Origin of the sequence: Actinomadura sp. 3N407, assembly GCF_052245875.1 — a bacterium.
In the GTDB taxonomy this organism is placed as follows: Bacteria; Actinomycetota; Actinomycetes; order Streptosporangiales; family Streptosporangiaceae; genus Spirillospora.
This window is the reverse complement of sequence record NZ_JBQQBP010000001.1, coordinates 375,084-397,361: the sequence shown is the minus strand read 5'-3', so window position 1 is coordinate 397,361 and position 22,278 is coordinate 375,084. Positions and strand designations below refer to the sequence as shown.

Annotated in this window: 18 protein-coding genes; 7 read left to right on the top strand and 11 right to left on the bottom strand. The window is 71.7% G+C overall.

What is annotated here, in order from left to right:
* The first annotated feature begins 388 nt into the window (after positions 1 to 388).
* Entirely contained in the window at positions 389 to 652 is a 264-nt protein-coding gene (locus ACTWPP_RS01815) for a hypothetical protein (RefSeq protein WP_443102254.1), read from the top strand.
* A 76-nt stretch (positions 653 to 728) separates the two neighbouring features.
* Here ACTWPP_RS01815 and ACTWPP_RS01810 read toward each other — a convergent pair whose 3' ends face one another.
* From ACTWPP_RS01810 to ACTWPP_RS01785, 6 genes are all read right to left on the bottom strand, one after another.
* A complete protein-coding gene (locus tag ACTWPP_RS01810) occupies positions 729 to 1,313 on the bottom strand; it encodes a suppressor of fused domain protein (protein ID WP_443102253.1) in 585 nt (194 codons plus the stop codon).
* A gap of 172 nt (positions 1,314 to 1,485) precedes the next feature.
* On the bottom strand, positions 1,486 to 2,778 hold the full coding sequence (locus ACTWPP_RS01805; RefSeq protein ID WP_443102252.1) for a tetratricopeptide repeat protein: 1,293 nt from the start codon (positions 2,776 to 2,778) through the stop codon (positions 1,486 to 1,488).
* 279 nt (positions 2,779 to 3,057) lie between these two features.
* Complete coding sequence (locus ACTWPP_RS01800; RefSeq protein WP_443102251.1) at positions 3,058 to 4,191, bottom strand: sensor histidine kinase; 1,134 nt, start codon at positions 4,189 to 4,191, stop codon at positions 3,058 to 3,060.
* A complete protein-coding gene (locus ACTWPP_RS01795; protein WP_443102250.1) occupies positions 4,184 to 4,879 on the bottom strand; it encodes a response regulator transcription factor in 696 nt (231 codons plus the stop codon). The genes ACTWPP_RS01800 and ACTWPP_RS01795 overlap by 8 nt, the downstream gene beginning before the upstream one ends.
* A gap of 76 nt (positions 4,880 to 4,955) precedes the next feature.
* A complete protein-coding gene (locus ACTWPP_RS01790) occupies positions 4,956 to 5,609 on the bottom strand; it encodes a M15 family metallopeptidase (protein WP_443102249.1) in 654 nt (217 codons plus the stop codon).
* Positions 5,610 to 5,944: 335 nt separating this feature from the next.
* Positions 5,945 to 6,829, bottom strand: coding sequence for a hypothetical protein (locus ACTWPP_RS01785; RefSeq protein ID WP_443102248.1), 885 nt, complete (start codon positions 6,827 to 6,829; stop codon positions 5,945 to 5,947).
* Between the two features lie 111 nt (positions 6,830 to 6,940).
* On the opposite strand from ACTWPP_RS01785, the gene ACTWPP_RS01780 reads away from it, so the two are divergent.
* Both ACTWPP_RS01780 and ACTWPP_RS01775 read left to right on the top strand, forming a co-directional pair.
* Positions 6,941 to 7,528, top strand: coding sequence for a TetR/AcrR family transcriptional regulator (locus ACTWPP_RS01780; protein ID WP_443102247.1), 588 nt, complete (start codon positions 6,941 to 6,943; stop codon positions 7,526 to 7,528).
* 97 nt (positions 7,529 to 7,625) lie between these two features.
* A complete protein-coding gene (locus ACTWPP_RS01775) occupies positions 7,626 to 10,481 on the top strand; it encodes a BTAD domain-containing putative transcriptional regulator (RefSeq protein WP_443102246.1) in 2,856 nt (951 codons plus the stop codon).
* Here ACTWPP_RS01775 and ACTWPP_RS01770 read toward each other — a convergent pair.
* On the bottom strand, positions 10,460 to 11,524 hold the full coding sequence (locus ACTWPP_RS01770; RefSeq protein ID WP_443102245.1) for a class I SAM-dependent methyltransferase: 1,065 nt from the start codon (positions 11,522 to 11,524) through the stop codon (positions 10,460 to 10,462). The two genes, ACTWPP_RS01775 and ACTWPP_RS01770, sit on opposite strands and share 22 nt — an antisense overlap.
* Positions 11,525 to 11,773: 249 nt before the next feature.
* Here ACTWPP_RS01770 and ACTWPP_RS01765 point away from each other — a divergent pair, with 249 nt between their 5' ends.
* From ACTWPP_RS01765 to ACTWPP_RS01750, 4 genes are all read left to right on the top strand, one after another.
* Positions 11,774 to 12,619 carry an SMP-30/gluconolactonase/LRE family protein gene (locus ACTWPP_RS01765; RefSeq protein ID WP_443102244.1) on the top strand — a complete coding sequence of 282 codons (846 nt, stop codon included), beginning with the start codon at positions 11,774 to 11,776 and terminating at the stop codon, positions 12,617 to 12,619.
* A gap of 235 nt (positions 12,620 to 12,854) precedes the next feature.
* A complete protein-coding gene (locus tag ACTWPP_RS01760) occupies positions 12,855 to 14,222 on the top strand; it encodes a cytochrome ubiquinol oxidase subunit I (RefSeq protein WP_443102243.1) in 1,368 nt (455 codons plus the stop codon).
* Entirely contained in the window at positions 14,219 to 15,235 is a 1,017-nt protein-coding gene (locus ACTWPP_RS01755) for a cytochrome d ubiquinol oxidase subunit II (RefSeq protein ID WP_443102242.1), read from the top strand. The genes ACTWPP_RS01760 and ACTWPP_RS01755 overlap by 4 nt, the downstream gene beginning before the upstream one ends.
* A gap of 148 nt (positions 15,236 to 15,383) precedes the next feature.
* Complete coding sequence (locus tag ACTWPP_RS01750; RefSeq protein WP_443102241.1) at positions 15,384 to 16,805, top strand: DUF1996 domain-containing protein; 1,422 nt, start codon at positions 15,384 to 15,386, stop codon at positions 16,803 to 16,805.
* On the opposite strand, the gene ACTWPP_RS01745 is transcribed toward ACTWPP_RS01750, so the two are convergent.
* The 4 genes from ACTWPP_RS01745 to shc form a co-directional block, all read right to left on the bottom strand.
* Complete coding sequence (locus tag ACTWPP_RS01745; protein WP_443102240.1) at positions 16,733 to 17,551, bottom strand: hypothetical protein; 819 nt, start codon at positions 17,549 to 17,551, stop codon at positions 16,733 to 16,735. The genes ACTWPP_RS01750 and ACTWPP_RS01745 overlap by 73 nt on opposite strands.
* 286 nt (positions 17,552 to 17,837) lie before the next feature.
* Entirely contained in the window at positions 17,838 to 18,842 is a 1,005-nt protein-coding gene (gene hpnH, locus ACTWPP_RS01740; protein ID WP_443102239.1) for an adenosyl-hopene transferase HpnH, read from the bottom strand.
* On the bottom strand, positions 18,839 to 20,347 hold the full coding sequence (gene ispH / locus ACTWPP_RS01735) for a 4-hydroxy-3-methylbut-2-enyl diphosphate reductase (protein ID WP_443102238.1): 1,509 nt from the start codon (positions 20,345 to 20,347) through the stop codon (positions 18,839 to 18,841). The genes hpnH and ispH overlap by 4 nt, the downstream gene beginning before the upstream one ends.
* A complete protein-coding gene (shc, locus tag ACTWPP_RS01730; RefSeq protein ID WP_443102237.1) occupies positions 20,344 to 22,224 on the bottom strand; it encodes a squalene--hopene cyclase in 1,881 nt (626 codons plus the stop codon). The genes ispH and shc overlap by 4 nt, the downstream gene beginning before the upstream one ends.
* Between the last annotated feature and the right edge of the window lie 54 nt (positions 22,225 to 22,278).

Genomic DNA, 22,278 nt, shown 5'->3' with positions numbered 1-22,278 from the left:
CCGGAAGCCCGGCTACCAGGGGACCTCCGAATTGTAGTCGCCTCGACACGAACGGCAACGGTGATCGCTGAGATTCCCGCCTTACGAGCCCCGGGTCATAGGTTCGCCGACCTGCCGAGTCGGTACGCCGGATCGGTCCACCTACCGATGCGGCCCCGACAGCGATTCGGCCATGATGGGCACCGGCTGGACGGGGCGAGGCCATACCGATGGGCGAACGGCCACCCAAGGCGGATGGGTTACAGCCCACTCCGCGATGGTGCGGCACCGCCCCCGCAGGCCGTTCGGCGGCGGCCCCGGGCTGCCTTTTCCCGGCGGTCGGGGTCGAGGGGGACCCGACCGCCGGGACCCCACTCCCCCCTGAGCGAGAACGGCTGAGAGGGGCGGTATGAGCGGTCACTTGTACAGCTGGGAAGTCCGGAGCCCGGGTAGCCGGCGCACCGGACCCGGCGGGATCACCGCCGACCGGCAACGAGCGGTGAAGGACCTGACCGAAGCGCTCACGAGCGAGGAGCCCGGCGCCTGGGGCACCGTGTGGGCGGTGCGCCTCAGCCGGGGAAGGCCGGCACAGTACGACTACGGCGGCCTCGTCGCCCAAGGCTTCCACGACCCACAGTCTGGGACGATCAGAGTGGAAGGCCCGGACCCCTGATCACACCACGGCGGAGGCATTCGGTGCCGGCCTCGCTCGGTGGCCGTTGGCGTGGGTGCGGAGCGTGACACGGGAGCTAGATGACCGATGGTCGCCCGGGATTCGCGAAGTCGATGCCGGCTTGGTCGAAAAGTGTTTCAAGAGCTTCCATACCTTGATCCCGCCACACGTCCCGTTCGGCTGGTGTGATCGGCAGCAGCCACAGAATCCTTGCGTGTCCTTGGTCCCAGGAGCAGACCTCGAAGTCAGGTCCGAGTGGATAGGGCAACGAGATCAGGCAACGGTCGCAGGCGGAGTCTTTGAACCATGGCCGTCCTATGGGGACCACATGCCCGTGGTCGAGCCTGTGATGTGGTGGACCGGCGTGATAGTAGGCGTTCATGGTGATGGTTTCGAGGTGCTGCCACGCATCCTCATCGGCCATCAGAACGAGCTCCAAGCCATGACCGTCATGCTCGCCTGCGGTGACCGACCAGCAGCCGGAGCTGACATAGACCCAGCCGGAGAACCGAGGGCCGGGCCCGACACGAAAGATGCGGAAGCCCGGGATCACGCTTTCGATCGGACCGGGGACACCGCCCACGCAGTCCATATCGTGACCATCAAAGAACGTCTTCAAATGACCACGCAGAGCCTCATGCGCTTGAACAAGGTCGGTCATCAGCCCGCTTCGTGAAGTCGGTGATCCTGGCGAAAGAGCGTATCCCCATACGGTTGTGCACGGGGTAAGGGCGTCCGGTTCGCCCTTACCCCGTCGACTTCGCCCTTACCCCGTCGACCGTACGAGCCGGCGGCTCCGGGTAGCTCCCATGACGCCCGTGCAGTCGCGGCGATCAGGTGGCCTTGCCGCGGGCGATGTAGACGTTCATGTCGGTGAAGTCGAGGGTGACGTTGTAGGGCTTGTAGAAGCTGTGGGCGAAGTGGGCCAGCACGTCGAACCCGTAGGGGCTGCCTGGAGGCCGGTTGTTCGCGTAGCAGTAGACGTCCTTGGCGGTGGCGTTGCCGAGGCGGACCTCCTTCGGGTAGCAGGGGTGGCTGACGACTGGCTGACCCCCGGCAAAGGCCTCCAATGGGCGGTCGTAGTCGGTGCGGACCCGCAACCGTTTGGCCGTTTCCCCGGGCATGCTCGCGACCATTTCGCTGGTTCCGCCGAGGTCCAGGGCCACCACCTGTGCGCCGGAGCCGGCGATGCTGCCCCTGCTGTGCAGCAGGTGCTCACGGGCCAGCCACAGCGGCAGGGGCTCGGCGCCCGCCCGTTCGGCGTCGGCGCGTGCCTTCCCGGCCGTTTCGGGGGTCCGGCGGCGCAGGATCAGCGACCGGCCCGCGTAGTCGAAGGTGGTCAGGAAGTGGTACAAGACCCACGTTCCGATGATGCCGTCGTTGGGCCCATCGGGCGCATCTGTGTCCGACTCCGACCACTCCACGGGGATGTTGCGCAGTTCGATGCCGCCCAGCCTGAACGAGCCCAGCACCCCGAAGTACTGCCATACGGTGCGGCCCCCGTACTCGATCTTCTGACTGGCGACGGGGCGCAGCCCGGCTTCCTCGGCTACTTTCGAGGACATGCCCAGCCACGGGACGCGGGTGTAGAACGAGAAGCGCTTCGGCGGTCCGCCGTTCACCGAGGCCTCCACCAGCGGCATCGGGTCCATCTGCCGCCATGGCATCCGGCCGATGTCGCCGTGAATCTGATACGGCTCGCCGCGGACTGCCGCGAACCATTCGGCGTAGACTTCCTCGCCCGCCGCTCGCCAACATGGTACGGCGAGGGAGAATTTGTCTTGCCGGGTGTAGCAGTCGCCGAGGAACTGGTTGGCCGTCTTGTCGCCGGGTGCCAGTCGGAGGGCCATCGTGAGATACTTCTCCGCGTCGCGGAACTGGTTGGCCAGTAGCCCGACATAGCCGCGCCGGCGTGCCGCGTGCACGTTTTTGGGGTCTTTCTTCAGGATCTCCTCGTAGGCGCGGCCGGCCTGCTCGAACTTCCCGGCCTTGAACAACGCGTCCGCGTCACCGCCGCCGGCTTGCGCCGTGGCCGCCCCGCCCAGCAGCGGCGCGGTCGCGGCGGCACCGGCCACCACGGCACCCCGGAGCAGCGAACGCCGGTCCCATTCTCCGTCGTCAACCACGGCCTTCTCCTTTCGTGACACCTTCCGAAGCCGGGGCACCATGCCCTCGGCACGGACCGCTGTGGTCCATGCCTCCACTGAAGACGGATGACTGTTGCGGTGGCGTATGCGTTTTTCGATACGTCCGCGATACACGCAATCCCGGCATGAAGGATCACCGACCGAGTTCACCAGCGACGACGCCCGATCCGCCGGACGACTACCACCGGCCACACACCGGAGCAGGCGGCCGGCCGCCCGCCTCACGACTTCGGAACGCCGTCACCGACGTCCAGCCCCCTACACGTTCGGGGACGGTGGCTGCGGGTGGTGGGGAAGTCGGATCGTGGCGAGGAGGCCGCCGGTGGGGCGGGGTGTGAGGTCGAGGGTTCCGTCGTGAGCTCGGACGATGCTGTGCACGATGGCCAGCCCGAGGCCGACGCCGGCGTGCTGGTCGGTGCGTGTGCGTTGTGTTCCGCGCTGGAAGGGTTCGGTGAGGGTCGGCAGGAGTTCCGGAGGGACCCGATGGCCGGTGTTCTCGACCCGCAGCACACTCGCGCCGTGCTGCGATTGGGTGTGGATCGTCACGGTGCCGCCGTCGGGGAGGTTGTGGACGATGGCGTTCTGGACGAGGTTGGTCACCATCCGCAGTATGAGCTCCGCGGAGCCGACGGTCTGTGCCCTCTCGCCGGTGACGTCGAGGGTGATCCGGCGCTGTTCGGCGAGGGGAAGCAGCATTTCGGCGGCTTCTTCGGCGATGAGGGACAGGTCGACGGACTCGCGGGTGAAGCTCTGGCGGTCGGCGCGGCTGAGCAGCAGGAGGGCCTCGGTGAGGTCGATCGCCCGGGTGTTGACGGTGTGGAGGCGTTCGATGAGTTCGCCCTGATCGCGGGCGGGGTCGCTGCGGGCGACGTCCAGGAGCGTCTGTGAGATGGCCAGCGGGGTGCGCAGTTCGTGGGAAGCGTTGGCGGCGAACCGTTGCTGTTGGGTGACGTGGGATTCGAGCTGTCCGAGCATGGCGTCGAACACGTCGGCGAGCTCGCGGAATTCGTCGTTGGGGCCTTCCATGCGGATCCGGTGGGACAGTGATCCGTTGGCGGCCGTCCGTGCCGCGTCTGCGATCTGTGTGAGTGGTGCGAGCATCCGGCCGGCGAGGATCCATCCTCCCACGAGCCCGAACAGCAGGAGGAAGGCCAGTGCCTGGGCCGCGCGGGGGGCGAAGGCGCGCAGGAGGTCGGAGCGGTTGGGTATGAACTGCGGGCCAGGCTCCCCGCGCCGGCCGTCCCCCGGCCCGGTTATGAGCGAAACGTCGGGTACGTAGCGCAGCAGGAACAACCAGACCACGGCCAGCAGGAGAGCGCCGGCGAGCAGGAGGAATCCGGCGTAGCTGAGGGTGAGTTTCAGCCGGGCGCTGAACCCCGGGCGCCTATTCACGAGTGCCGCCAGGGTGGACGGGGTCGATGCCGGTGTCGATTCGGTAGCCGACGCCGGGCACGGTGGCGATCAGCCATGGTTCGCCGAGTCGTTTGCGCAGCGCGGAGACGGTGATGCGGACGGCGTTGGTGAAGGGGTCGGCGTTGGCGTCCCAGGCCCGCTCCAGAAGCTCCTCGGCGCTGACGACACCGCCTTCGGCCGAGACGAGGACTTCGAGCACGGCGAACTGCTTGCGGGTGAGAGCGACGTAGCGTCCGTCGCGGAACACCTCCCGCCGGAACGGGTCCAGCCGCAGGCCCGCGATCTCGATGACGGGGGGCCGGACGTGCGCGCGTCTGCGGTCCAGCGCCCGCAGCCGCAGGACCAGCTCGCGAAGTTCGAACGGTTTGGTGAGGTAGTCGTCGGCGCCCAGTTCGAACCCCGAGGCCTTGTCGTCGATGCGGTCGGCGGCGGTGAGCATGAGGATCGGGATGCCGCTGCCGGAGGCGACGAGGCGCCGGGCGATCTCGTCGCCGGAGGGGCCGGGGATGTCGCGGTCCAGGACCGCCAGGTCGTAGGAGTTGATGGCGAGCAGTTCCAGGGCGGAGTCGCCGTCGCCGGCGATGTCGGCGGCGATCGCCTCCAGCCGCAGACCGTCCCGGACGGCTTCGGCCAGGTAGGGCTCGTCCTCCACGATCAGCACGCGCATGCCTGAAGGCTAAGCAGCACGGCATATCGCCGGCATATGGCTCTCGCTCGGCGCTCAAGCGCGACCGGGACCTGATTCACGGCCGCATCCTCGGGTCCTCGGCCGGGTCCGCGAACATCGGCGGGCAACCGTCGACGGCATCGGGACGCAGTTCGTAATGCCAAGGCTCACTGGCGTAGATCTGACACGGCCCGTACGCGGCGCCGTGCTCAGACAGCCGAGCCGCGGCATCCGGATGCGGCAGCCGGACCGGCTCGACCGTCCGGTACTCGAAGTGCCACCACTCGTTGTCGTAGACGCGGTAGAGCCCGTACCGTCCGCCGTGCTGTTCGAGCCACCGCGCGCCCTCGGTCGGCCGGACGTCGAGCGCGAGCCCCCGCACGTGGCTGGATTCCTGCGGCGGCAGCACCCGGCGCCGCGCCGCGGACACCGAGCCGGCGCGCCGCACCTCCGCGGCGAAGATCCGGTGCTGTTCCGCCGCGTCGCGATATCCCGACGTGAGGCCGATCAGCTGCCCGTCGCGCCAGAACGCCTCGGCCCGCGCGTGCGTGAACGCCGCCAGCGTCTCCGGTGCCAGCCCGCGGAGATCCTCGGCGGGGAAGCGCAGGCCCAACGCCCACTGGCAGGCCAGGAAGCGGGCGCGACCCGGTGCGCGGCAGAAGGCGATCGGCACCAGCAGCACGCCGACGAGCCGAGTGACGATCGCTAGGACGCGCGCTTTGATCGCCAAGGGTGGATTCGCCACAACTCACCACCCGAGGGCCAGGCCGTACGCAGGGCCTCGGTCGGCGAAAGCCGGGCGGCGCGCGGGGCGGGCATCAGGCCGGCGACCGCGCCGATGACGATTGCCGAGCCGATACCGCCCGCCCGCACTTCGGCGGGAATGACGGCCGGCCGATCTTCGACGTTGGCGTGAACCGGGGATCGCCGGACTGACGAGCACGATCCTGCGCGTACGACGGGCCGGCGCTGGCAGTGATGCGCTGTGGTCCATGCCCCCACTGCAGACGGAAGACCGTTGCGGTGGCGTATGCGATTTTCAATACGCCCGCGATACACGCACCTCTATGTGTTCGATCGGGATCGGGGTGGCGCGCTCAGCGCGGTGAGAGCGGCGAGGACGCCGAGGACCGGCCACCCGGACGGTTGCAGGTCGTCTCCGGATACGAATGTCACCTCGATGCACCACGACACCATCAGGGCCGCTACCAGGACGGCGGCGTATCTGACGACGAAGCGGCCGGCCGCCGCCGGCGCGCGCAGCGACCACACCACGGCCACCGGAACCGAGGTGAACACCACACAGCTGAACAGCCACATCACGTACAGCGCCGGTTTCGCCGGTGAAGTGGTGTTGCTGGCCAGCACCTCGGCCGGCCAGCTCATGAAGGTGCCCTGGACGAAGTGGAACGCCGCCATGACCGTCGCGAAGATCGCGGTGAACCACGGCAGCACCAGGTGGCCCCGGCGACGACGGGCCGGTCGCGCCGACTGTTGTGCCGGACGGGACGGGCGGGCCAGCCAGGCCAGGGCCGCCACCGGAGCGTGGAGCGCCCATTGCGGGAGCGACAGCGGCCCGGAGGCGCCGTCGGCCCATAGAACGGCTAGCCCGGCCGCAGCGTAGAACAGCGCCTGCGAGCCGTTCAGCAGCGCGACGAAGCCGAGTACCGGCCTGGTCACGGCCGCCGGCATACGCCGCAGGAGCAGCAGAACGACCGGGCAGGTCCAGGCGATCGCCGACATGCCGTGCCACATCATCCGCAGCCCCTGTTGGGACTCGGCGGGGGTGTCCCCGGCCATCAGCGCGTCAATGGTCGGAGTCGCCTGCACAAAGGTGTGCAGCACTGCGATGACCGTCGCCAGAGCCGCGGCGGCCCCCAGCGCCCGCGTCCGGGGTGCGGTCACCGTCACGCTCTTGGCCGGCGTCACGGTCCTTGCCGAGATGTTCATGTCTCCTCGCCTTCCGAGCAGTTACGGAACTATCGTTTCGGTACTGATGTTCCGTATCATGCAGGTATGGCAGGGAGAAGGCAACGGGGTGGACGTCCCCGAGACAGTCGCGTGGATCACAAGATCCTGCAGACCGTCCGTGAGCTGATCGACGAGGTCGGCTACCCGGATCTGACCGTCGACCAGGTCGCAGCTCGCGCCGGGGTGGGAAAGGCGGCGATCTACCGCCGCTACGCCTCCAAGGCCGAGATGGCCTTCGTCGCCACCATGCACGGACAGGAGCCGCCTCCGGTGGCCGACACCGGCTCCCTGTACGGGGACCTGCTGGCGCTGGTCCGCACGTTCCATGTCCGCATGGCCGCCCCGGCGGCCCGGCATCTGGCACCGGCCCTGATGAGCGAACTCGCCGTCAATCCCGAACTGGATGCCCGGTTCCAGGACACCTTCCTGGCCACCGAACAGGCCGACTTCGCCGAAATCATCGAACGGGCCGTGGCCCGAGGCGAGCTCGCCGGGTCCGTCGACCCCGCGATCGCCCACCTGCTGCTGCTCGGCTCCCTCGCGGCCGCCTTGTACATCATCAACCTGCCCGTCGACGACGCGACGGTCACCGACCTCGCCGCCGCAGCCGCAGCCGGCATCACCGCCCTGGCCGACCGGCGGCACAGCGACCCCGGCAGAACCGCCGAGCCACACTGACAGGGCTCTCCCTGGATCAGGCCGGGCGCGGCACCGTCGGCGTGTCACAATTCGGGTGGGGGCGATGCCCGCAGGCTCCTGAACGGGGGCGGACGTCATGAGCGGCGCGTTGGAGTTCGGGGTGCTCGGCGCGCTGGAGGTGCGGCGCGGCGGCGAGCGGCTGGCGATGCCCGGCAGGGCGCAGCGCGCGCTCCTGTGCCGGTTGCTGCTCGCGGCGGGGCACGTGGTGGGTGCCGAGGAGCTCATCGCCGCGGTCTGGGACGGCGACCCGCCGGACGGGGCCCGGCACGCGCTGCACACCAACGTCTCGCGGCTGCGGGGGCGAATCGGCGCCGGCGTGCTGGTGACCAGGTCGCCCGGATATCTGCTGGTCGTGGATCCCGGTTCGGTCGACGCCACCCGGTTCGAGCGGGAGGTGCGGGAGGCCGGTGCGCTGCTCGCCCGTGATCCGGGCGCCGCGGCGGAGAAGCTGGAGACGGCGTTGGCGCGGTGGCGCGGGCCGGCGTACGCAGAGTTCGCGGACGGTTTCGCGCGGGGCGCTTCGGTGCGGCTGGGCGAGCTGCGAACGGCCGCCGAGGAGAGCCGGTGCGAGGCGTGGCTCCCGCTGGGCCGGCTCGACCGGGCGCTGGGCGAGCTGCGCGAGCTGACGGCCGCGCACCCGTTGCGCGAAAGGGCGCACGGGCTGTTGATGCGGGCCCTCTATCTGGCAGGACGTCAGAGCGAGGCGCTGGAGGTCCATCGCTCGCTGGGCATGAGGCTTCGCGAAGAACTCGGCCTGGAGCCGTCGCCGGAACTCGAAGGGCTGCACGGCCGGATCCTGCGCCACACGCTGCCCGGGGCGGCACCGCGGACCGGCACGGCACCGGTTCCGGGACGGCCGCTGACCGCGCTGGTCGGCCGGGCTGACGAGCTGGCCGGGCTCACCGGTCTGCTGGACGGCGCGCGCATCGTCACCTTGGTCGGGCCCGGCGGGGTGGGCAAGACGCGGCTGGCCCGTGAGGTCGCCGGGTCCCGGGCGGCGAGCTGGATCGATCTGGCGGCGGCCGGCGACCCGGCGGATGTGCCACGGGTGTTCGCCGACGCGTTCGGACTGCCCGAGCCGGTCAGCGGTCACGTCGAGGAGGCGCTGGTCGAGGCGCTGCGTCCGGCCCGCACCCTGCTGGTGGCCGACAACTGCGAGCATGTGCTGCCGGCCGTGGCGGTGCTGGTCGAGCGGATCGTCCAGCAGTGCCCGTCGGTGACGGTCCTGGCGACCAGCCGGGAGCTTCTGGCGGTGCCGGGTGAGCAGGTCCTCGCGGTGCCTCCGCTGCGCGAACCGTCGCAGGCGGTGGCGTTGTTCGCCGAACGGCTGCGCGCGTCCGGCGGGCCGGATCTGGGGCCCGGCGACGTGCCGCGGGCGACCGCGCTGTGCGCGCGGCTGGACGGGCTGCCGCTGGCGATCGAGCTGGCCGCGGCGCGGGTCCGGGGGCTCGGCCTGGGAGCCGTCGTCGACCGTCCGGCGCTGGACATGCTGAGCGGCGGGTGGCGGACGGGCGGGCCCCGGCATCGCAGCCTGCGGACGGTCCTTGACTGGTCGTTCGCCCTGCTCGACCCGTCCGAGCAGATACTGCTGCGCAGGCTCGCGGTCTTCAGCGGACGGTTCGGGCTGGCCGACGCCGAGGCGGTGTGCGCGGACGGCCTGCTGCCGGCCGGGCGGATCGCCGTGGCGCTGGCCGGGCTTGCGGACAAGTCGATGGTGGCGGGCCCGGAGGGCGACCGGTACCGGCTGCTGGACACGGTCCGCGCGTACGCCGCGGAGCTGCTGGCCCGCCACGGCGAGGACCTGAGTCTGTCCGCCACGCACGCCCGGCATCAGATCGCCGTGGCCCGGCGGCACCCGTACGGGCCGCTGCCGGTCGACGAGCTGCGCACCGCGCTTCGCTGGTCCTGTGCCGAGGACGCTGGGCTGGCGGTCGAGCTGGCGGCGGCGCTCACGCTGTACGCGCTGTTCCACATGCGTTTCGAGTTCCAGGAGTGGGCCGCGACGGCGGCGGAGCTTCCCGGTGCGGCGGGTCACCCGCTGCGGCCCGCCGCGCTGGCGTCCGCGGCGTTCGGCGCGTGGGCGCGCGGCGACTTCGGCCGCGCCACCGCGCTGGCCCGGCGCTCCCTGGCCGATGCGCCGTCCGGCTCCCCGAACTCGGCGGCCGCGCTGGCGGTCCTCGGCGATGTGGCGGTGCTGGAGGGACGGTTCGCCCAGGCCATCGGTCACTACGAGGGGGCCGCCCGGCAGGCCTGCCCGGACGACCTCGGCCTGATCTGCGGCGCCCTGGGCGGCAAGGCGATCGCCCTGGCCTACCGGGGTGATCTGGAGGCCGCCGAGCCGGCCGCGGACGACTGCCGCGCCGTGGCGGACAAGAGCGGCGAGCCGGCGCTGACGGCATTGGCGCTGTACTACGCCGGTGAGGCACGGATGCACAGAGATCCCGTGCGTGCGCTGGAACTGCTGGAGGAGGCCCGCCGGACGGCCGGCGCCCTGGGCGCGCATTTCATAGCGGGGATCGCCACGGTGTCGGTGGTGACGCTCCGGGGGCGGACCGGCGACGATCCCGCCACCGCGCTGCCGGCCTACCGGGACGCGATCGAGCACTGGCGGCGGGTCGGCAACCGCACCCAGCAGTGGGTCACCCTGCGCAATCTGATCCCGCTGCTGGTCGGCGCCGGCCTGGAAGGGGCGGCGTGCGAGCTCGACGGTGCGCTGGAGAGCGCGCCCGTGGGCTTTCCCGCCGACGCGCCCGAGGCCGTCCAGCTGCTCAAGGCGCTCGCGGCGGCCCGGGAGCGGCTCGGTGCCGACGCCGCTCGCCGGGCCAGGGAACGCGGGGCCGGGCGATCGCTCGACGACCTGGTGGGGCTCGCCCTCACCGCGATCGCCGAGGCCACGCGTCCCGGAGCGGGTCAGGCGGGGTCGAGCCGGTAGAAGCGCCACAGGTCGTGGTCGATGGGCAGCTCGGCGCAGCTTCCGTAGCCCGCCTCCTCGGCATAGGCCCGCACGATGGCGGGCCGCAGCACGGTGCCGGCCTCCACGGCGGTGCCCTCGGCCCGTGTCGCGGGCAGGCAGTGCAGGACGCTGACCGCGTAGTTGAGCCGTTCCACCAGGTCGCCCGGGGCGGTGAAGTGCTCGGCGACCTTCTCGTCGCCGACCAGGACCGCTCCGCCGGGGGCGAGCATGTCCCGCGCCGACCGCAGTGCCGCCACCGGATCGGCCATGTCGTGCAACGCCTCGAACACGCACACCATGTCGTAGCGTCCGCCGGCTCCGGGCTCGGCCGCGTCCCCGAGCGCGAACGTCACCCGGCCGCCCAGCCCGCGTCCGGCGGCGTTCCCGGACGCCTCCTCGATCGATGCCTCGTCCAGGTCGATGCCGTGCACGCTGACGGACGGGAACGCCTCGGCGAGCGCGATGGCCGACCAGCCGGTGCCGCAGCCCAGGTCGAGCACCTTGCCGGGGCCGCCGGACAGCCGCGCCGCGAGGTCCGGCATCGCCGCGACCCAGTCGGCGATGCCCGCGCGGAACATGGGCCGGTTGAGCCCGCCGATGCCGTGCCGGGTGCCCGCCCCGTAGGCGGCGTACGGGACGCCGCCGCCGGACTCGAACGCCCCCGCCACCTGCGGCAGCACCTCGGCGATGGACGCCACCATCCCGGGCAGCGTCCCCACGAAGAACGGGCTTTCGTCGTCCAGCAGCGCTTCACCGACGTCCGCGGGCAGCGCGAAGGCGCGTGCGTACGGATCGTCGTCGTCGGCCGCCACGGTGAGCACGCCGCTGACGCTCTGCTGTTCGAGCCATTCGCGCGCGTAGCGCGGGTGGACGCCGGTGGACTTGGCCAGGGCGCGGGCGTCGGCAGGGCCCTCCGCCAGCGCCTGGTACAGCCCGAGGCGGATGCCCAAGGCGAGGTTCAGCATCTCGATGGTGGTCACCGCGTCCGCCATCAAGCGCTCTGTGATTTCCTCTGTCGCCATTCTTCCTCCCCGTGTGTTCGGTGGATCCCCCGCATCCTCCGGGTGGCGCCTCACCGCAGGCTCACACCGCGCTCACACCGGCCTTACCCCGGCGCGACCCACGCCATGAGAGCCGCCGGGTGAACTCCAGGCCTGCCACGGCGACCATGACCGCCGACGCGCGTCCATCTCGGACACAAGCCGGCCGGGTGTCGATCTGGGTCAGGGTCGTTCGTGTAGGGGGTGAGACGTCGAGGAAAGGGTGTGATCATGATGGGTGAGATCCGGACATTGCTCGGTGGCCGGGGGCTTGTCGAGTCCCCGCGATGGCACGGGGACCGGCTGTACTTCTCCGACTGGTCCGCGGGCGAGGTCGTCGCCGTGGACCTGGACGGCGGCAGCGAGGTGGTCGCGCGGGTGGAGTCGCTGCCGCTGTGCACCGCCTGGCTGCCGGACGGGCGGATGGTGATCGTCTCGTCCGCCGATGGGCGGCTGCTGCGCCGGGAGCCGGACGGGACACTGGCCGTCCACGCGGAGCTCGGCGAGCCGGGCTGGAACGACATCGTGGTGGACGGCCGCGGCAACGCCTATGTCAACCGGATCAACTTCGACCCGATGGCCGGGGACGAGTTCCGGCCGGGATCGGTCTTCCTGGCGGCCGGCGACGGGTCCGTGCGGCAGGTGGCCGAGGACATCGACTTCCCCAACGGCATGGCGGTCACGCCGGACGGCTCCACCTTGATCGTCGCGGACTCCTACCGAGGCGGCCTGGTGGCCTTCGACATCGACGCCGATGGCGGGCTGTCGGACCGGCGCGTCTGGGCCGACCTGGGCGAGGGCGCCCCGGACGGCATCTGCCTCGACGCGGAGGGCGCCGTCTGGTACGCCGACGTGCCCAACCAGCGGTGCGTGCGCGTGGCCGAGGGCGGTGCCGTCCTCGACACGGTCGAGCTGGACCGTGGTGGCTTCGCCTGCGCATTGGGCGGCCCCGAGGGCACGACGCTGTTCATCGTGGCGGCCGAGTGGCGCGGCATGGCCGAGGAGACCCCGGTGACGCCGGGAAGCGGCCAGGTGCTCATGACGCGGGTGGACGTCCCGGGTGCGGGGTGGCCCTGATCGCGCCGGGCCGCGTGGCCGCCGGCCGGCGGTGATTCGCGTGGGGTCCGATGGGTAGAAGGGGCGGCGAGCGCTATCGGGGGCCGGGGGAGGCCATGGCGGGCAGGAGGCTGGAAGGTGACGAGCCGCGGCGCCGCGGGACGGCCGGATCAGCGGAACGTACGGGTGGCGGGGGCGTGACCGTCAAGTACCGGGAGCAGGCGGAGTCCACGTCCCCCGGGAACCGGACCCGGTGATGGGGACGGCCGTCCTGGCCGAGGCCGCGACGCCGGCGGACCTGGTGGCGGCACGGACCCAGATGGGTCTGTCACTGGGGTGGCACATCATCATCGCGTGCTTCGGCGTCGGCATGCCCGCGCTGACGTTGCTGGCCGAATGGCGGGGGATGCGGACCGGCGATGTGCACTACCGGCTGCTGGCGCGCCGGTGGGCGCGGGCGATGGGCGTGCTGTTCGCGGTCGGCGCGGTGTCGGGGACGATCCTGAGTTTCGAGATGGGCCTGCTGTGGCCCGGGCTGATGGGCCGGTTCGGGCAGGTGATCGGGCTGCCGTTCACGCTGGAGGGCTTCGCGTTCTTCCTTGAGGCGATCTTCCTGGGCATCTACCTGTACTCCTGGGACCGGCTGCCGCCCCGCGTCCACCTGCTGTCCGGGCTGCCCATTCTGATCGCGGGGGTGGCGAGCGCGTTCTTCGTGGTGACGGCGAACGCGTGGATGAACCTGCCCCGGGGCTTCGACATGCGGGACGGCCTCGTCACCGGCGTCGAGCCTTGGGCGGCCATGTTCAACCCGGCGACCCCGCCGCAGACCGTCCACATGATCCTGGCGGCGTTCATGGTGGCCGGGTTCTCCGTCTCCAGCGTGTACGCGGTGGCGATGCTGCGCGGGCGCCGGGACCGCTACCACCGGCTGGGCTTCCTGCTGCCGTTCACCTTCGCGGCCGTCGTGACGCCGGTGCAGGTCGGGGTCGGGGACTGGGCCGCGCACCTCGTGGCCGAATACCAGCCCGCCAAGCTCGCGGCGATGGAGGGCGCGTACGTCACCGAACGCGGCGCGCCGCTGCACCTGGGCGGGATCGCCGTCGACGGGGAGCTGAGGTACGCGGTGGAGATCCCCAACGCGCTGTCGCTGCTGGCGCACTGGGACCCGGACGCGCCGGTGGCGGGCCTCGACCAGGTGCCGGTGGCCGACCGGGCGCCGGTCAACGTGGTCCACTGGTCCTTCCAGATCATGGTGGGCATCGGGTTCGCCCTGCTGCTCCTGGCACTGTGGTTCGCCGTCGTCTGGTGGAGGCGCCGCGACCTGCCGCGCACGCCGTGGTTTCTGCGGGCCGCGTGCCTGACCGGGGTGGGCGCCGTGGTGGCGCTGGAGTCCGGCTGGGTCACCACCGAGGTGGGCCGGCAGCCATGGGTCGTGTACGGGGTGATGCGCACCAAGGACGCGGTCAACCCCGCGCCCGGCCTCTGGGTGGGGCTGGCGCTGGTGACCGCGGTGTACGTGGTCCTCACGGTGGCCACGGTGTACGTGCTGAGGCGGCTGGCTCGTGACCGGCCCGTCCCGGCCGCCCCGCAGGAGCAGGACGTGACGGGCTACCCGGTCGTATGAGCGCCGCCGACGCCCTGCTGACGCTGCTGTGGTTCGCGATGACCGCCTACGTCCTGCTGGGCGGCGCGGACTTCGGCGGCGGGTTCTGGGACCTGTTCGCGGGGGGCACCCGCCGCGGCGCGCCGCAGCGTTCGCTCATCGAGCACTCGATCGGGCCGGTCTGGGAGGCCAACCACGTCTGGTTGATCTTCGCGGTCGTCCTGCTGTGGACGGGATTCCCGTCGGTCTTCGCGGCCGTCTCCTCGACGCTCTACATCCCGCTGACCGGCGCCGCGCTCGGGATCATCGGCCGCGGTGCCGGGTTCGCCTTCCGCAAGGTCAGCACGACCCTGGCGCGGCGGCGGATGTACGGGGCGGTGTTCGCGTTCTCCTCCGTGACCACGCCCTTCTGCCTGGGCGCGGCCGCCGGAGGCATCGCCACCGGACGCGTGCCGCCGGGCCTCGCCGAGGGCGACCCGTTCACGTCCTGGCTGAATCCCGTCTCCGCCGTCACCGGACTGCTGGCCGTGGGCGTCGGCGCCTACCTCGCCGCCGTCTTCCTCACGCGGGACGCTCAGCGGCACGCCCCGGAACTCGTGGACGCCTTCCGCCGCCGGGCGATGGCCGCCGGCGTGGCGGTGGGCGCGCTGGCGGTCGCCGGGCTGGCGGTCGTGGCCGCCGACGCCCCCGGCCTGGCCGAGCGGCTGCGCTCCGGGTCGGCCGCCGCTCTGGTCATCCTGTCGGTCATCGCGGGCGTCGCGTCCCTGCTGCTGCTGCACCTGCGCCGCTACCTGGCCGTGAGGTTCACCGCCGCGGCCGCCACCGGCGGCGTCCTGTGGGCGTGGGGGCTGGCCCAGCACCCGTGGCCGCTTCCCGGCGTCACCGTGGACGAGGCGGCCGCCGTCCCCGCCGTCCTGCACGCGGCGCTGGGCACCAGCCTCGTCGGCGCCCTACTGCTGGCCCCGTCTCTGGCCTGGTTGTTCTACCTCTCCCAGCGGGACCCCGGCGAGCCCCACGCGGACACCGGGGCCTGAACGGGGCCGTCGTCGGCGCACGCCGTGTCCGCCGCGCCGCTTGGCTGCCTGCGGAGACTCAGAACTCTTGCATAGGTGAACCTTTCGCCGCGCCGGGTGCGTACCGCATGCGGTGAGCGGGGATTTCACGAGATCAGAAGGGCGCCATATGCAGCGCACAAAGCGCGGACCCGAAAGGAAACGTCCCCTCGTCGCCGTCCTCGCCGCCGGGGGGGCGCTGATGATCACGGCGGCCGGGCTCACGGGGTGCGGCCAGTCGGCCGATACCAGCCTGTCATCCGCCGAAGGCGGAGCGGCCCAGAAGGTCGCGTGCCCGGACGTCCGGTCCCGGCTGCCGCAGGTCCCCGCGTCCCAGCAGGCAGCGGTCGAACGGGAGCTCGGCCTGCTGGACTCCCAGATCAGCGCGGCCAACAGCAGGTTGAAGACCCTGTCCGGACAGGGCGGGCCGCAGCTCGCGCAGAACGCGGTGATGAAGCCGCTGCAGGACAAGCGCACAGCGGTCCTCAACCGCATCGAGATCAGCTTCCAGCGTGCGGGGCAGCGGCCCCCGGGGCTGGCCGGGCTCTCCCAGTGCCGCCTCGCCGGGGGCAACGGCGGCGACGGCAACGGCGACGGCGACGGGCAAGGCGGCGACGGCGGCCAGGACGGAGACGGGCAGCAGGGCGCCGGGGTCGTCGGGCCCCTCGCGGACGACTTCGTCGACATCCGCGATGTGGAGCCGAACCGGCAGAAGGTCCGCCCGAACCGGAACGCGTCACGGGGCAGCTTCATCTCCGAATGCGGTACCAACCAGGAGAAACACCAGAACACCGACAACATCATCGTCTCCCCCGGCGTGCCCAACGGCGCCGAGCATCTGCACGACTACCTGGGGAACGTGTCCACGGACGCGTCCTCCACCGACGAGAGCCTGGCGGCGGCCGACACCACCTGCGAGATCGCGGCCGAGAGGTCGACGTACTTCTGGCCGGTGCTGCGGGTCCGCGAGCCGGGAGACCTCGCGGAGGGGGCCGCCGAGGTCGACAAGAACAATGTCGGCACCCCGGTCCTTCCCTCGAAGGTCGTCCTGCGCTACAGCGGCAACCCGCGCGGGAAGGTGACGGCGATGCCGCAGTTCCTGCGGTTGTTCACCGGGGACGCCAAGACGGTCTCGAACGGGACCGCGAACGCCCAGGCGACCTGGACGTGCACCGGCTTCACCGACCGGCTCACCGACAAGTACCCGCTCTGCCCCGACGGCAGCAACCTGGTGCGCTTCTTCGACGAGCCGAGCTGCTGGGACGGTGAGAACACCGACAGCGCCAACCACCGGGACCACGCGGTCTTCCCCGAAGAGAACGGAGCCTGCCCGGACGGATTCCAGGCCGTCCCCCACCTGACCATGGCCCTGGTGTACGAGAACATCCCCAACACGCCACCCGAGAACGACGACGATGTCCGCTTCGCGCTCGATGGTTTCGCGACCGAGCGGCACAGGCCCGACACCGACCACGCGGGCTACATCAACGTCATGTCCAAGCGTCTGAACGCCGCGGTCGCCAAATGCATCAACCGCAACCGCAGGTGCTGACGCGCAGCCCACGCGCATGGCACCATCCGCTGCGCCCGTCCTGAACCTGCCCGATCATCCGCCGGGCGGGTCAGGACGGGCCGGTGAGCCCGGCCCGGCGCAGCGCGGCCCGGATCTTCGCGCCCTCGGGATCGCCGTCGCGGACGAACGCGGCGGGGGTCCCGAGCGGCGCGGGGACGGTCAGCCGGACGTCGCGGGCGCGGTCGCCGTAGGCGCGGCCGGTGAAGACGTTGATCCAGCGTCCTGCCGGACGGATCCACGAGGAAGGGATTGACGTAGGTCAGCACCTTGATGCCGCGCCGGTGCAGGTCGTTCACCAGGCCGTCCCAGCCGGGGTAGCGCTCGCGGTCGAGCTGCCACGTCCACCACAGGCGGTCGCCGAACGACATGGTGCGCTGCCCGCTCCAGTCCTGCAGCCACACCGCGGAGATCTTCGTGCCGGCGGCGAGCATCTCCTCGACGGTCCGGCGCACCTTCGCGGTGCCGCCCTGGAGGCCGAGGACGGCGCCGTCGCGCGTCCAGGCGGGCAGCGCGCCCATCCGCCCGGTCGAGGCGGTGTGCGCGGCGAGGACCTCGGCGGGTTCGCGGCCCGTGTCAAGCTCGGCGTGCCGCCGGGTGCCCCATGTCTGGACGACGACCCGCCCGGCCTGGGACAGGTCGAAGATCGAGTACCGGCCGCCGGACAGCGCGAACCCCGGTCGGCGCTGGTGACGTAGAACGGCATCGGGGCGTAGGCGGTGTCCCACGAGCCGCCCTGGCCCGACACCGGATCGACCATGGCGGTGAGCGGCTGCCGGCCCCGCCCGATGCCCTGTTCGCGGACCACGATCGGCACGCGGCGTCCCGCCAGGTCGAACGGGGCGAACTGCTCACCGAAGCCGTGGAACCGCTCGTTGCGGCCGCGCTGTGAAGCCAGGGCCACCACGTCCGGCGGGCGGTGCACGCCGGCGCCGGTCACCGTGCCGACCTCGAGGTGGACGGCGGCGCGGCCCTTGCCGGACGCCGAGATCCGCCACTCGTACGGTGCCGGGACTAGGTGGTGCGGAGCGCCCTCAGGGATTCCTTCAGGGAACCCACCGTGCCGAAGACGGCCGTGGGCTCGTAGCCGCAGTGGGCCATGCAGTTCGCGCAGCGCGGGTCGCGGCCCCGGCCGTAGGACTCCCAGTCGGTCTCGTCGAGGAGTTCCTGGTAGGTCTGGGCGTAGCCGTCCGACATCAGGTAGCAGGGGCGCTGCCACCCGAAGAGCGAGTACGACGGGATCGCCCAGGCCGTGCAGGGGAAGTCGACCTTGCCTTCCAGGAAGTCCAGGAAAAGGGGCGAGTGGTTGAGCCGCCACCGCTTCCGGTTTCCGTCGGAGAAGGCCTTGGCGAACAGTTCCCGGGTTTCCTGGACGCCGAGGAAGTGCTCCTGGTCGGGCGCCTTGTCGTAGGCGTACCCGGGCGAGATCATCATCTCGTCGACCTTGAGGTCGTCGTTGAGGTAGTCGAGGACCTCGATGACGGTCTGCGGGGTGTCGGTGTTGAAGAACGTCGTATTGGTGGTGACGCGGAAACCGCGGCGCTGGCATTCGTGGACGGCGGCGACCGCGTCGTCGAAGACGCCCTCCTTGCAGACGGACTCGTCGTGCCGTTCCTGCAGGCCGTCGATGTGCACCGCCCACGCGAAGTAGGGCGACGGCTTGAACTTGTCGAGCTTCTTGGGGATGAGCAGCGCGTTCGTGCACAGGAAGACGAACTTCTTGCGCTTGACGAGTTCACCCACGATCTCGTCGATCTGCGGGTGCATGAGGGGTTCGCCGCCCGCGATGGACACCATGGGCGCGCCGCATTCCTCGATCGCGGCGACGGCCTGCTCGACCGGCATGCGCTTCTTCAGCACGTCGGCGGGATGCTGGATCTTGCCGCAGCCGGCGCAGGACAGGTTGCAGGCGAACAGCGGTTCCAGTTCGACGATCAGGGGGAACTTCTCCTTGCCGCGCAGCTTGTTGCGGAGGATGTAGCTCCCGATGCGAACGCTCTGGCGTAGCGGCATGCTCATGGTGTCCGGACCTCCTTTGGCAAGGTGAATTCCGTGGTCTCCACCGTGACCGTGTGTTCCTTGATGTCGACGGGACCGAGGCCGCGCAGGGCGTCGACGACCGCGTCGAGGACGGACGGCGGCGCGGACGCGCCCGCGGTCAGGCCGACGACGCCGGTGTCCTTGAGCCGCCCGAGAGGGATGTCCGCGGGCCCGTCGATCAGCACCGCCGGCGTGCCGTGGCCCTCCGCCACCTCGACGAGGCGGAGGGAGTTGGACGAGTTGGACGACCCGACGACGAGGACGAGGTCGCTGTCGCGGGCGACGCCGGCGACCGCCTCCTGCCGGTTGGTGGTGGCGTAGCAGATGTCGTCGGTGTGCGGGCCGACCGCGTCCGGGAAACGCCGGGTGATCGCCGAGGCCACCTCGCCCGCCTCGTCGGCGGCGAGGGTGGTCTGGGTGAGGTAGGCGACGCGGCGGCCGGCGGGCAGCGACGCGACGTCCTCGGGAGTCTCCACCAGTACGGTCGAGGAGGGCGCCTCCCCGAGGGTGCCTTCGACCTCCTCGTGCCCGGCGTGGCCGATCAGCGCGACCAGATGGCCCTGCGCGGAGAACCGGCGGGCCTCCGCGTGCACCTTGGACACGAGCGGGCACGTCGCGTCGATGACCCGCAGCCCGCGGCGGTCCGCCTCGGCGCGGACGGCGGGCGCGACGCCGTGCGCGGAGAACACCGTCACCGAGCCGGCCGGCACCTCGTCGAGTTCGTCGACGAACACGGCGCCGCGGCCCCGCAGTTCGTCCACGACGTGGGTGTTGTGGACGATCTGCTTGCGCACGTAGACGGGCGGTCCGTGCAGGTCGAGGGCGCGTTCCACGATCTCGACGGCCCGCTCCACGCCCGCGCAGAACGACCGCGGCCCCGCGAGCAGGAGCCGGCGCGGGCCGGCCGCGTCCGCCCATTCCCGCAGGGCCGGGACGACGGTCCGCAGGCGCCGCAGCGCCGCCGTCCCGCCGGAGAGCGTGGCGGGGCTGACGAGCGGGCGGCCGGGAGTGTCGACGATGGCCCGCACGACCGCCCACGGCCGGTCCCCCGCCGCCGCGGCCAGCTCCGCCGACTCCATGTCGGCGACGAGCGCGCCGGTCGCGGCGAGTTCGGCGCGTTCCGCGCCCGACACGATGTGGTCCGTGGTGACCAGCGGCCCGCGGTGGACGGTGGCCCCGGTCTTCTCCAGCAGGCCCGCGAGCGGTTCCGCCGAACGGCACCGCACGGTCCCCGACGGCCCCCGGACCTCGGTCGCCACGAACAGGTCGCCGGGGCGCAGCCGCTCGTCCAGCGCGCCCCCGCAGCCGGCGACGGCCAGCGCGCCGAACTCGGGGAGGTCGCGCGCGGCGGCCCGCGCCTTGGCGGGCCCCATGCCGGTCCGGACGATGTGCGGATCCTCGTGCGGCCCCTCATGCTGTGCGCCCTCGCGTGCGAGGGCTCGTGCCTCGATGCCGAGGGCCGCGCAGACGACGAGACGCGTCATGTCTTCCCTCCCGCGTACTCCCCACCCACATAGCGGCCCAGGGCGCTGATCGGGAACACCAGCCGGTAGAGGTGGTAGTTGATGTAGAAGTCGCCGGGGAAACCGGTGCCGGTGAAGTGCTCCTCGTCCCAGTTCCCGTCCGGGCGCTGATGGTCGACGAGCCACCGGACGCCGCCGTCCACGGCAGCGGAGCGCTCACCGGCGGCGAGCAGCGCCAGCAGCGCCCACGCCGTCTGGGACGCCGTGGACGCGCCCCGCCCGATCCAGGACGGGTCGTCGTAGGAGCGCAGGTCCTCGCCCCAGCCGCCGTCGTCGTTCTGGTGCTCCTCCAGCCAGGTCACGGCGCGGCGGATCGCGGGCTTGTCCGGTCGGACGCCGGCGGCGATCAGCGCCGGCACCGCGCTTCCCGTCCCGTAGACGTGGTTGGCTCCCCACCGCCCGAACCACGAACCGTCCGCTTCCTGGGCCTTCAGCAGCCACACGACGGCCCGCTTGACCACGGTCGTCTCCGCGAGGCCCTCCCCGGAGAGCGCCTCGACGACGTGTGCGGTGACGTCCGCGGACGGCGGGTCGATGACCGCGCCGAAGTCGCAGAAGGGCAGCTTGGTGCAGAGTTCACGGGTGTTGTCGGCGTCGAACGCGCCGAAGCCGCCGTCGCGCGAGGCCATGCCGGTCAGCCAGCGGACGGCGCGCCTGATCGGCTCCTCCGCGTCGGGGAGGCCCGCCTTGCGGAGGGCGAGGATCGCCTCGGCGGTGTCGTCGGTGTCGGGGTAGACGTCGTTGTCGAACTCGAAGGCCCAGCCGCCCGGCGGGACGTCCGGCCGCCGCACCGACCAGTCCCCCGGTCCCTTGATCTCCTCGCCGACGACCCACGCGGCGGCGCGCACCATCGCGGGATCGTCGCCGGGCAGCCCCGCGTCGGCGAGGGCGTTCACGGCCAGGACCGTGTCCCACACCGGCGACTGGCACGCCTCCAGCCGGCGCCCCTTCGCGTCCTTGATGGTGAACCGGTCGAGCCCGGCGAGACCGCGCTTCACCACCGGGTGATCGAGGCCGTAGCCGAGTTCGTGCAGGGCCATCAGCGAGTACACCCACGGCGGCTGGATGCCGCCCCAGCAGCCGTCGGCCTCCTGGCGGGCGATGATCCAGTCGGCGGCCCGGCGGAGCGCGGCGGTCCGCAGCGGCCGCACCGGCCGCCTCTCGTACACGTGCAGGACGCGGTCGAGCGCGTTGAACGCCCGCCCCCAGCCCTTCGCGTCCTGCGCCGGGCGGACACCGCCGCGCAGCTCCGGCAGGTCGAACGGCAGGGCCCGGACGGGACGCAGCGACCCCAGCACCGTGAGCGGCACGATCGTCTGCCGCGCCCAGCACGCCCAGTCGTAGACGTTCAGCGGCACCCGGCTCGGCAGGAACATCAGCTCGGGCGGCATGACGGGCAGGTCGTCCCACGACCACTGCCCGAACAGCGCCAGCCAGATCCGGGTGAACACGCGGCTGCCCTCGATGCCGCCCGCCTCCCGCGCGTACGCGGCGGCGCGCCGCATATGGCCGGCGTCCACCGGGTCTCCGGCCAGCCGCAGCGCGACGTACGCCTCGATCGTCGTGGACAGGTCGGGCGGGCCGCCGAAGAAGTTCGCCCACGTCCCGTCGGCGCGCTGCTGCGACCGGATCCAGCGCGCCGCCTCCCGGGTGTCGTCATCGGAGCGGATGCCGAGGAACTCGCGGAGCAGCAGGTCCTCCGCGTCCATCGTCACGTTGGTCTCCAGCTCCGCCTTCCACCAGCCCTCGGGCGACTGCAGGCCGAGCAGGTGGTCGCGGGCCGCCTCGGCGGCGGCGGCCGCCGCGCCGGTGAGTCCCGGCGCCTCCGTCGTGGTCATTCGGCGCTCCTTCTCGTCCGTGTGACTCGCCTGTGTGACTCGCCTGTGTGACTC